At 34.1% G+C, this 11,632-nt stretch carries 12 protein-coding genes; 4 read left to right on the top strand and 8 right to left on the bottom strand.

Translation table 11 applies throughout. The features are described from left to right. Window positions 1–114: 114 nt before the first annotated feature. On the bottom strand, window positions 115–561 hold the full coding sequence (locus tag C8N28_RS00515; RefSeq protein ID WP_246012676.1) for an NUDIX domain-containing protein: 447 nt from the start codon (window positions 559–561) through the stop codon (window positions 115–117). Between the two features lie 5 nt (window positions 562–566). After that, window positions 567–1,556, bottom strand: a complete 990-nt coding sequence (locus C8N28_RS00510) for a cation diffusion facilitator family transporter (RefSeq protein WP_132220473.1) — start codon at window positions 1,554–1,556, stop codon at window positions 567–569. A gap of 232 nt (window positions 1,557–1,788) precedes the next feature. Here C8N28_RS00510 and C8N28_RS00505 point away from each other — a divergent pair, with 232 nt between their 5' ends. Beyond that, the gene (locus tag C8N28_RS00505) at window positions 1,789–2,931 is read left to right on the top strand and encodes a pyridoxal phosphate-dependent aminotransferase (RefSeq protein WP_132222456.1); all 1,143 of its coding nucleotides are present in this window, start codon (window positions 1,789–1,791) and stop codon (window positions 2,929–2,931) included. Between the two features lie 91 nt (window positions 2,932–3,022). Here the strand turns inward: C8N28_RS00505 and C8N28_RS00500 are convergent, their stop codons facing one another. After that, window positions 3,023–4,264, bottom strand: coding sequence for an ABC transporter permease (locus tag C8N28_RS00500; protein ID WP_132220471.1), 1,242 nt, complete (start codon window positions 4,262–4,264; stop codon window positions 3,023–3,025). A gap of 205 nt (window positions 4,265–4,469) precedes the next feature. On the opposite strand from C8N28_RS00500, the gene queA reads away from it, so the two are divergent. Both queA and C8N28_RS00490 read left to right on the top strand, forming a co-directional pair. After that, on the top strand, window positions 4,470–5,519 hold the full coding sequence (gene queA / locus C8N28_RS00495; protein WP_132220469.1) for a tRNA preQ1(34) S-adenosylmethionine ribosyltransferase-isomerase QueA: 1,050 nt from the start codon (window positions 4,470–4,472) through the stop codon (window positions 5,517–5,519). Between the two features lie 17 nt (window positions 5,520–5,536). Beyond that, a complete protein-coding gene (locus C8N28_RS00490) occupies window positions 5,537–6,229 on the top strand; it encodes a 2-C-methyl-D-erythritol 4-phosphate cytidylyltransferase (RefSeq protein WP_132220467.1) in 693 nt (230 codons plus the stop codon). On the opposite strand, the gene C8N28_RS00485 is transcribed toward C8N28_RS00490, so the two are convergent. The 5 genes from C8N28_RS00485 to C8N28_RS00465 all read right to left on the bottom strand — a co-directional run bounded on the left by C8N28_RS00485 (window position 6,230) and on the right by C8N28_RS00465 (window position 10,709). Beyond that, on the bottom strand, window positions 6,230–6,382 hold the full coding sequence (locus C8N28_RS00485) for a lmo0937 family membrane protein (RefSeq protein ID WP_132220465.1): 153 nt from the start codon (window positions 6,380–6,382) through the stop codon (window positions 6,230–6,232). It abuts the gene before it with no gap. Between the two features lie 92 nt (window positions 6,383–6,474). Beyond that, window positions 6,475–7,236 carry an MBL fold metallo-hydrolase gene (locus tag C8N28_RS00480; protein ID WP_132220463.1) on the bottom strand — a complete coding sequence of 254 codons (762 nt, stop codon included), beginning with the start codon at window positions 7,234–7,236 and terminating at the stop codon, window positions 6,475–6,477. Beyond that, the gene (locus tag C8N28_RS00475) at window positions 7,233–7,505 is read right to left on the bottom strand and encodes a hypothetical protein (protein ID WP_132220461.1); all 273 of its coding nucleotides are present in this window, start codon (window positions 7,503–7,505) and stop codon (window positions 7,233–7,235) included. The genes C8N28_RS00480 and C8N28_RS00475 overlap by 4 nt, the downstream gene beginning before the upstream one ends. Window positions 7,506–7,519: 14 nt before the next feature. Continuing rightward, window positions 7,520–8,176, bottom strand: a complete 657-nt coding sequence (locus C8N28_RS00470; RefSeq protein WP_165870275.1) for a LolA family protein — start codon at window positions 8,174–8,176, stop codon at window positions 7,520–7,522. A 7-nt stretch (window positions 8,177–8,183) separates the two neighbouring features. Further along, on the bottom strand, window positions 8,184–10,709 hold the full coding sequence (locus C8N28_RS00465) for an FtsK/SpoIIIE family DNA translocase (RefSeq protein ID WP_132220457.1): 2,526 nt from the start codon (window positions 10,707–10,709) through the stop codon (window positions 8,184–8,186). A gap of 173 nt (window positions 10,710–10,882) precedes the next feature. Here C8N28_RS00465 and C8N28_RS00460 point away from each other — a divergent pair, with 173 nt between their 5' ends. Then, entirely contained in the window at window positions 10,883–11,608 is a 726-nt protein-coding gene (locus tag C8N28_RS00460; RefSeq protein ID WP_132220455.1) for a DUF4397 domain-containing protein, read from the top strand. The last annotated feature ends 24 nt before the right edge of the window (window positions 11,609–11,632 follow it).

Here is an 11,632-nt window from a genome sequence, read left to right as displayed (position 1 = left end):
CTTGTGTTATGAGCAAGCTAAGTTCAATTAATGGGTATAAAAAGTTTTACAAGTTCAAATAGCTGATACTTAGCTATATTAATAAAAGATTTAGTTTTATATCAAGATAATTTATTATGTGATAATTTTTCCCTTGATGGCATTCCATGCATGCTGATCCATCTCAAAAGTTAAATCTTCAGCTTTAAAATTCTGTAAAGAAACCCAACGGAAAGACTGCTGACTATCTTCTTCGAAATCAAATGCTATAGTTTTTGTTGGTATTGATAATAGTTCATCTGTAAAAACCTGATAATACACTCCGATAACCTGACTATTATCAAATATTGAAGCCACCACAGTATCCGTTATATGAAGCAGATTCAAACTCGTCAAATTTAACTGACACTCTTCCATAAATTCTCTCCTTAAACTATCTGAGAGACTTTCTCCAAGTTCCATTCCTCCTCCTGGGAATTTAGAGAATAGCTGTCCATGATAAATTTCATCACTAATTAAAATCTCATTACGATGATTAATCATAATGCCATAAGACCGAATATTAAAAAATTTCAACTGCATGTGCTTTAATTAGGCTTCGTATACTCAAAATGTTTACGATTCTTAACAAGTAACTCTTTACTCCAATCTATATCAATCGTTTTCGGTTCCGAACGAATAGGACAGTTTTGTACACTACAGTAATGACAACATTTTGGTAAACAAGGATCTGCGTGAATAAAAAATTCGGTTTTTAAAGTTACATTCTCATTAATTAACCTATCAATTTCAGAAACCTCACTATGTACTTGGTTCAAATCAAAGTAATTTGGCAAGGTTACATGACAATCTAAATGCAGCTCTGTTCCATAACGTTGCACTCTTAAATTATGAACATCAATCCAGGCATCTTTCCGATTAAGCTGGAGTATTTCTACAACATCTTCTACAATCTTTGCATCTGATTCATCCATCAGCCCTCCTACTGATTTTCGTAAAAGCTTATAACCATTATATATGATGAACACTCCTAAAACCAAAGACAACAAAGTATCTATAAACCGGATCCCAGTAAAATATAATAAAAGTAAACCAAGCAATAGTCCTAAAGTACTATAAGCATCAGTAATCAAATGCTTTCCATCAGCCATTAAAGTCAGTGAATCTAGTTTCTTACTCTTTTTAAGCAAAAAAGCACCTAAAGCATAGTTCACAATGCCTGTGATTGCAATTATTCCAATACCTTCCAAAATGTTTTCAAGATCAGAGGGATAAAATATATTATAAACTGCCTTAACTATAATAAATGAACCAGCTAAAAATATTAATCCTCCTTCTACAAATACCGAGAAAAATTCAATTTTTCCATGTCCGTATGGATGGTTTTCGTCGCGAGGAACTGAGGAAAGATATATACTGTAGAAGGCAAAACTACTGGCTGCCACATTCACTATACTTTCCAAAGCATCCGTAAAAATAGCATTAGAGTTTGTGATAAAGTAAGCTAAAAATTTAGCTAACATTAATACAATGCCTGTGACAAGCGATAATAAGATCAGATTCCTTTGATTGTTCAATGCGTAAAGATTTTAAACAAAAATAGAGAATTGTTTAAGAATAATGCAGGATGCTATATTTATTAAAAAAAAGCTATATTTTTGAAAAATTTAAAAGATAAATGTTATTAATGAGTTAAATATTTAAATCATATCCAGTAAATTTGTAAATCATATATAGATCATAATAATGAGTAATACAATCGTTTTATCAGACAAAATTAATAACCTCTCTGAATCTGCCACAATAAAAATGGCTAAATTAGGAAGAGAATTAACAGCAAAAGGTGTAAATGTAATCAGCCTAAGCTTTGGCGAACCAGACTTCCCTACTCCTAATCATATAAAGGAAGCTGCAAAAAAAGCAATGGACGATAATTACACATACTATTCTCCTGTACCTGGATACCCTGATCTAAGAAAAGCTATTGTAAATAAATTAAAGGAAGAGAATAACTTAGATTACGATATTTCACAAATCGTAGTATCAACCGGAGCAAAACAATCTTTGGCGAATGTTATTATGTGCTTGATAAATCCAGGAGATGAGGTAATTATTCCAACTCCTTATTGGGTTTCATATTCTGAAATGGTAAAACTAGCTGATGGAGAATCGGTATTTATCGATGCTACCATTGAAAGCGATTTTAAAATCAGTGCTGCAGAGTTAGAGGCAGCAATTACCCCGAAAACTAAACTATTTATGTTTTCATCTCCCTGCAATCCAACAGGTAGTATGTATAGCAAGGATGAGTTAGAGTCATTAGCGAAAGTTTTTGAAAAATATCCTAACATCTATATATTATCTGATGAAATTTATGAACATATCAATTTTACAGGTAAACATGAATCTATTGCACAATTTGATTCTATTAAAGATCGGGTAATTGTTGTAAATGGATTCTCAAAGGCCTATGCAATGACTGGCTGGCGAGTTGGCTATTTAGCTGCAAACGCTGCGATTGCAGCTGCCACAGATAAACTGCAAGGACAAATCACCTCTGGCACATGCTCTATTGCTCAGAGAGCAGCCTTGGCAGCTTACGAAGGAGGATTAGAAAGCGTATTACTTATGAGAGATGCTTTTTTAAAGAGAAGAGGTATTGTATATAATTTATTAAAAGATATTCCAGGAGTTAAAACCAACCTTCCAGAAGGTGCATTTTATTTCTTTCCTGATATCAGTTCTTTTTTCGGAAAGAAAACGGAAACTGGTGAAGTTATAAAGGATTCAGCAGATATGGTTCTTTACCTTTTAAATACCGGACACGTTGCAACAGTAGGTGGAGATTCATTTGGCAATAATGATTGCATTCGTTTTTCTTATGCAGCATCAGAAGAAAATTTGATAGAAGCTCTAAAGAGAATTAAAAACGCCTTAGCTAAATTGCAATAGGATATGTAATAAAACAATAAAGAAGGGCTGTTCAGATTATATCTGAACAGCCCTTCTCATTAAAACTAAAAACTAAAACTAATAAAGTCGGTTAACTTCGGATCGCCTCCACAGGATCTAATCTGGAAGCCATTACTGCAGGTATAATACCAGCTATTAATCCAATAACAGTTGATAATATAAGGGTTAAGATAACTTTGCTAAAATCAACAACAATTGCTAAATCGAAGCCCATTTTAACAATAAATGCTAAAAGATAAACTATTCCAAGCCCTATTAAGCCACCCAGGATACAAAGCATTATAGCCTCAATTAAAAATTGCGCCAGAATAAAGTAGTTCTTAGCTCCCAAAGACTTTTGAATTCCAATTAATGGCGTACGTTCCTTAACTGAAACAAACATGATATTTGCAATTCCAAAACCTCCTACTAAAATTGAAAAGATTCCGATAAATAGACCAGCAGCATTAATAATTGTAAACAGTTCATCTAACTGTGCGGTTATTAAGGTTGTTTTATTCAATGAGAAATCATCTTCTTGAATAGGACTAAGTCGATGTATGGAGCGTAATACCCCACGTACTTCACTTTCAGTTTCCTCTAATGGATATTTTACTGCAGCTTGAATAACAATGTTAGGGCCGTAATCTTCAACATGTATAAGGTTTTTAATAAAGTTTAAAGGGACTAAAATACTGTTATCAAGAGACACATCCATTAGCATACCCTCTCCCTCTTCTTTAAATATTCCAATCACGATAGTTTTCCGTCCTAGAATTACAAGTTCTTTTCCAATAGGATCCATATTTGGATATAATGCACCAGCTATTGTAGAGCCAATAATTGAAACCGGTGTACCATGGTCGGATTCTAAAGAAGTAAAGTACCTCCCTGATTCAAACTCAAGATCTCTTATTTTATAGAAGTCATAAGAAGCACCGGATATTGTTGCTCCTTCTACATTATTGTTTAAAAACTTTACGGTCCTATTTCCTAAAGAAACTGAATAACAGATTCCATCGACCATAGTTAAACGACTTTGCAACTGTTCAAAATCTCGTAAAGTAGGTTCCGGACGGTTCTCATATTTCCACCAAGGGAAATCAGGTCCACCATCCCATGGCCATTTTGCAACATAAATTGTCTTACTGCCTAATTTCTCAACACTGCTCTCCAGATTGGAGCGAAGCGTATCCACAGCAGAAAAGACAGCTATTATGGTCATAATACCTATCGTGATGCCTAATAAGGACAATAAAGTACGAGTTTTATTGCCGCGCAAAGCTGAAAATGCAAAACGAAAGCTTTCGCCTAGTAGTTTTAAAACAATCATATATAACTAAGACGTATAAAAGTAAAATTAGTTACATGTATATACTATAAAATATTTACAATATATATCAAGAATTAAGTATTAAAAATAATCGTTAAAAAATCGTATATTTGCGCGCTGATTTATACACTAATATCAAATAATTAATGAACAAACAAATTCTTATTATTTGAGTTTCAAAGGTTATACTATTTCAATATATATTATGAAACTATCTCAATTCAAATTTAATTTACCACAGTCCTTAATTGCATCACATCCCACTCCGACTCGTGATGAATCTCGTTTAATGGTTTTACATAAAGATACTGGAGAGATCGAGCATAAAATATTTAAAGATATACTTGAGTATTTTGATGAGAAAGATGTAATGATCTTCAATAATACAAAAGTATTTCCTGCCCGCCTTTATGGTAATAAAGAAAAAACCGGTGCTACAATTGAAGTCTTTTTGCTGCGTGAGTTAAATAAAGAATTAAGATTATGGGACGTACTCGTTGACCCGGCCAGAAAAATTCGCGTTGGCAATAAGCTCTATTTTGGAGACGACGATTTATTGGTGGCTGAAGTAGTTGATAATACCACGTCAAGAGGACGTACAATCCGTTTCTTATTTGATGGAACTGACGAAGAATTTCGTAAAAACATAGAAATATTGGGAGAAACACCCCTTCCTAAATACATTAATCGTAAAGCTGTTCCGGAAGATAAATTTCGCTATCAAACCATTTATGCTAAGCATGAAGGAGCCGTAGCTGCACCTACTGCAGGTTTACATTTTAGTCGGGAGTTAATGAAACGATTGGAATTAAAGGGTGTAGAGTTTGCAGAAGTAACCCTTCATGTTGGTTTAGGAACTTTTAGAACAGTAGAAGTTGAAGATCTTACCAAACATAAAATGGATTCAGAGCAATTCATTGTCGGTGAAAAAGAAGCAGAACTTGTAAATGAAGCAATCGATAATAAAAGAAGAGTGTGTGCTGTTGGTACAACCAGTATGCGCGCTATAGAATCAGCAGTTTCAGCAAACCTTCGTTTGAAAGCTGCAAATAGCTGGACTAGCAAGTTTATCTTTCCTCCTTATGACTTCAGTATAGCAAATAGTATGATTACAAACTTCCATACTCCTGAATCAACTCTATTAATGATGGTAAGTGCATTCGGAGGTTATGAAAATGTGATGAATGCCTATGAAGTTGCTGTAAAAGAAAAATATCGTTTTTATAGCTATGGTGACGCAATGTTAATCATATAACAAAAGTCGGATAGATTGTGGCGGTATTATCGAAATACGTAATAATCGTTAGTGGAGGGACAGGTTCCAGAATGGACAGTTCACTTCCTAAGCAATTTCATCTATTAAATGGTTTACCTATACTTATGCATAGTTTATATGCATTTTACAGGAACGATAAATCAATTAAAATAATATTAGTAATTAATAAGGCTCATCAAAAGCTCTGGGAAGACCTTTGCAAGAAATATGCCTTCGAAGTCCCGTATGATCTTGTATATGGAGGAGAAAGTCGTTTCCATTCAGTAAAAAATGGACTGGATTTCATTTTCAAACAAGAATCATTTTTAACTAATGTATTGATAGGTATACATGATGGTGTCAGACCATTAATTAGTCAAGAGGTTATAAACAGAGCCTATAGCACTGCCGAAAGCAATGGTTCAGCTATCCCAGCCATTAAGAGCAGAGATTCAATACGCATTATCAATGCGAAAAAAGAGAATAAAGCAATTGATCGTGACTCAGTATTAATAATACAAACGCCACAAGTTTTTAGAGCTGACCTTCTCCAAGAAGCTTATAAGCATAAGTTTGAAGAAAGTTTTACAGACGATGCCTCAGTAATTGAAAAATCCGGATATCCAATTCATTTAATTGAAGGGGATATCCGGAATATTAAGATAACTTATCCCACGGATATAGATATCGCGGCTATTTGGGTGAAATAATTAAGCTGCTCCTCTAATCAATCTCAATAAAATTGCAATAATAGCTATAACTAGAAGGATATGAATAATCCCTCCTGATGCATATCCTCCAAAAAAACTGATCGCCCAAATGATAACCAATATCACGGCGATGATGTACAATAAGTTTCCCATAATCTTTTCTATTTAATGTTAATAATTACATTATAAAGGAAAAAACACCATAAAAGTTTTAACCAGAATAGAAAAAATATAAACAGAAGCTCTTATAGCGTAAGCTTTAAGCCATCATAAGCAAGAAAAATCGCTTCAGGAAGCTCATTGGAAACATCAGAATGCTTGCCTAATAAATGGCTGATATGTGTAAAATAGGTCCTCTCTGCATTAATCTTTTTAGCAAAAGAAATAGCCTCACTGAGCGTAAAATGTGAAATATGTTTTTCTCGTTGTAAAGCATTTATAACAAGAACTTTCGTTCCTATAATTTTTTGAAATTCATCATCATCAACCGTTTTAGCATCCGTGATATATGTAAAATCATTAATTCTAAATCCCATTACAGGTAATTTAAAATGCTGTACTTCAATAGGTCTTATCTTTATATCATCAATTGTAAAAGCATCATTCGTTATTTCATGAATATGAACTTGCGGGATACCTGGATAGCTTAAACTTGAAAAAATATAATAAAATTCACGTTCTAATGCTTTAATCACCCGCTGACTTGCATATATGGGTATAGCAGCCTTCTGTTTATAGTTAAATGCACGTATGTCATCTAAACCTGCTATATGATCTTTATGTTCATGTGTGAATAAAATAGCATCTAAATGTTTCACATTTTCTCGTAACATTTGATACCTGAAATCCGGACCGGTATCTATAACTATATTCTTCCCGTTTATTTCAATTAGAATAGAAGATCGTAAGCGCTTATCTCTTTTATCTGTAGATAGACAAACCGGGCATTCACAAGCTATAACCGGTACCCCTTGAGACGTACCAGTTCCTAAAAAGGTTATGGTCACAGGTTTAGTTTTGTTTGTTTAACCAAATATAAAAACTTCTTTTGTTTATCATCCAGCATTGAATTAGAAAAATCTAATTCTCTAATAGTTTCAATCAATGAATTAATCTTGACTTCTATATCTGAAAACTTATTGATGACCAAAACTTTATCTTGCAGTAAAACACATACACCCGATTTGAAATTTCCCTTTTCATAGCGGATCTTATAATTGCTGGCTTTTAATAAATCTTCAAGCTTATGCAGGCTATGTTGTGTAAAAGGAAGCATAATAAATAAAATTATTAACGCAAATCAACAATCTCAATATCAGGATAGTTATGCTTATAGAAACTAAAGATACCTGATGAAAAAGTTTTGTTTACCTCAATATTTGTTAATGTATATGTGTATTTATTCCCATTCTTATCAAATACACTGGCATCATAAATAAATCCGCTTGAATTATTTATTCGAAGCTGTATCTTAGATATATTTTGAGATTGATCGGTTGGTACAAGTTCTATAATAGACAAAACATTCGTTCCAACTTTAGTTTCACCGAGTTTATTCATCTGATAACCACTTGTATAGAAGTTAAAGATATTGGATGGATTGATGGATTTATCAGCTGGATTTACATCTGTAATTTGCGCTTCTCCTAAGTCTAATAGAACATTCCATTGAGTCTTTCCATCGCTAATTATAGCGTGGTTATCCATTTCAATTTTAAACTTCCCTGAACCTGGAACTAAATAAACTTTCCCTTTTTCACTAAAATTTGAATTCTCCTGCTTATTATTCCCTTGCAAGGTGAAATCAGCCATTATAGTTTTATAAGACGAATAAACCTTGCTAGCATTATCTAAAACAGATTTTGCCGATGAATTATTCTGAGCAATAGCAGTAGAAATAAAGGAAATAGTCGAAAATATAAACGTAAGGACAAACGAAGCTTTCATAATAATATTAACCCTCCTTACGCAATGTATCCAAATACCGTTCCAATGACCCTTCATCTGGGTATAAAACTTCTCGTGCTTTACTTCCTTCAAACTGTCCAACTATTCCAGCTTGTTCCAACTGATCTATAATTCGACCTGCCCGATTATAACCTAATTTCAATTTCCGTTGAATAAGGGAGGTTGAGCCCTGTTGGTGCAATACAATTAAACGAGCTGCATCTTCAAACAATGAATCACGGTCTTCTTCTCCAAATGAATCGGATGCCGTTCCTTTGCTATTTTCATCAACATACTCAGGCAACAAAAAAGCAGAAGAATAACCTCGCTGTGATCCTATATACTCAGAAATTGCTTCCACTTCAGGAGTGTCAACAAATGCGCACTGAATACGAATTAAATCACTACCAGTTGACAAAAGCATATCTCCACGCCCAATAAGTTGATCGGCTCCACCTGTATCTAAAATAGTCCTTGAATCAATACGAGATAACACCCTGAAAGCCAAACGAGCAGGAAAGTTAGCTTTTATAGTACCAGTTATAATATTAACCGAAGGCCTCTGAGTTGCAATAACTAAATGAATACCAACGGCACGGGCTAATTGAGCTAATCGAGCGATAGGCGCTTCAATCTCCTTACCAGCAGTCATCATTAAATCAGCAAACTCATCAACGATCAAAACAATAAACGGCAAGAAACGATGACCTTCTTCAGGATTTAAACGACGATTAACAAACTTTGCGTTATACTCTTTTAGGTTTCTAACACCTGCATTCTTTAATAAATCATAACGTAGGTCCATTTCAATACACAGGGAATTTAATGTATTGATAACCTTTTTCGTATCTGTTATAATAGCGTCTTCTTCTCCTGGTAGCTTAGCCAAAAAGTGACGTTCAATGGTATTGAAAAGAGAAAGCTCCACTTTTTTAGGATCCACCAATACAAATTTCAATTCTGCCGGATGGCGCTTAAACAGCAACGAAGTAATAATTGCATTAATTCCTACCGATTTTCCTTGTCCGGTAGCACCTGCCACTAATAAGTGAGGCATTTTAGCCAGGTCTGCAATAAAGACTTCATTTGTAATAGTTTTACCAAAAGCAATTGGCAAATCCATATCTGTATGCTGAAACTTCTCAGTAGCAATAACTGATCGCATGGATACCATTTCAGGTTGACTATTTGGAACTTCAATCCCGATCGTACCCTTGCCTGGCATTGGGGCAATAATTCGAATACCTAACGCAGCTAAACTAAGTGCAATATCATCCTCTAAGTTCTTAATCCTTGAAATTCTAACACCTGGCTTCGGAACAATTTCATATAAAGTAACCGTCGGACCGATCGTTGCCTTAATTTTCTCAATTTCAATATTATAATTTCCCAGGGTTTCAACAATACGGTCTTTATTAGCCTCAAGTTCGGCACTATTAACCACAATTTTACCTGTTCCATAATCACGCAATAAGCCTAAGTGAGGAAATTTATAGCTCGATAAATCTAATTGCGGGTCATATTGACCAAACTTCTCTACTAACACATTTGCATCAGCCTTCTTCTCCTCAACAACTTCCTCAACAGCTAGGTTTGGAGACAATTTAGTATCTTCTTCTTCTTCTACAACAACACTATTACGTTCTGCTGTAAGAGTTAATTCCTTATCAATTACAACTTCTTTTTGCTTAGCAACTGTTGCATGGGATAAAGGAGTATCTTCCTTCCTCTCATTAAATTTCGGATTCAGTTCAATTTGTTCAGATTTATAGTCTGGTGAAATTATAGCCTCAAAATCATCCTTTATACTTTCTGGTTTATCATCCCGACTTCTTCTTTCAGGAAGCTTAAAATCTAAATTATAAGCGATAACCATAAACGTCAATGCAGCGAAAACAAGCAACCCGCCTACTCCAGCATTTCCAAGCTGAACTTGCAATAAACGATTTGTCCAAAATCCAAATTCGCCCTCTAAAAAATGTGGATAATTACTTAAAAAGCTATGAAAATAGCCCAATGTTACTGATATAAATATCAAAAAGAAAAACGAATATCCTAAAGCCTTAAGCAGTGAAAATAAACGAACTCTAAACAATAAACGATGACCAATTGCAAAAAATACGAACAGGAATATGAAAGATGCAATCCCAAACCATTTATATATAAATTGATGAGCCAATAAAGCACCGAACTTACCCAACCAGTTTTCAACAAGTGGGTCCTTAACGCCTCCTGCTATTAACTCTTCCTGGCTTTTCAACAGGTTTGACCATCCTCCATTTGAGAAAGACACATAGCTCTGGTCTTCTTGCCAGGTAAACAAGTAAGAAACAAAAGCCACAAGAAAGTAAATGCTTAATAGCAATAAAAATAAACCTATAATTTTTGCTATTTTGCTACCACTGAATCGCAAATTGGGTATTTGCTCTGAACGACCTACCCTCTTTGGAGCAGCGCGTCTCGTAGATTGGCCATTATTTAAATTTCCACTCTTAGCCGTGTTTGATCTAAATTGATTTCCTTTTATAGGCATTTATAGGACATTGTTCGTTTAGACAAACTTACGGAAATTTTGATGATTTCTATGAACTCATGATTCATGGACTGAATATTTTAAAAAATTGTAGCATGATATTTAAATAGGACGTTCTACTTGAATAGTTGTAAATTGCAATAAGCAAACACTAATATCTAGATCAATATTATATGAAAACTGCTTTCAAAATTAAATCGTCAAAGGCATCCTCAATAATGCTCTTGCTATTTGCCTTAATATCATTTTCGCTAAGTTCCTGCTTAAAAGATTCAGGTCCAGACACTGGCTCTATTGTTTCTGCCATTACAGTAATTCATGCATCTCCAAACTCTCCTGCGTTTGATTTTGTTTTAGATAATCAAAGAATACTGGATCCCAGCGGACCAGAGTTTGTATATGGAAAAAGAATTCCTTACTTCAGAGCATTTTCGGGATCCCGTTTAGCGAGAATTTATGAAAAAAATAATTTCATTACCCCACTTCATGAAGTGGAGTTAAAATTAACAAGTGGGAACTATTACAGTCTATTTATAAGTGGAAAAAAGGAGTCTCTTACTTCCCTATTAATCGATGATGACCTAACAAAACCAGTAGAAGGTAAAGCGAAAATACGTTTTGTAAATTTAAGTCCAGATGCACCAGCACTTGATTTTAACATTTCCCAAACTACAACCTTAGCAAGTGACAAAAAATTCAATGAGTACACAAGTTTTCAGGAAGTAGACGCTGGCAACTATGAAGCTACCATCAAATCACACAGTGGAAATTCAGTCAACCTACCAGTTGATTTAGAGTTAAAAGATGGTAACATATATACTATTTGGGCAAAAGGTTTAATTAGTACAGATGTTGAAGAAGAAGAATTTGGTTATGATATTCTAAATCATAACAATTAATTAGAATAAATATTGGTGTAAGTT

This window comes from Albibacterium bauzanense (assembly GCF_004339765.1).
GTDB classification, from domain to species: Bacteria; Bacteroidota; Bacteroidia; order Sphingobacteriales; family Sphingobacteriaceae; genus Albibacterium; species Albibacterium bauzanense.
The sequence above is the reverse complement of the archived record's forward strand: the minus strand, read 5'-3'. Positions and strand labels throughout refer to the sequence as shown.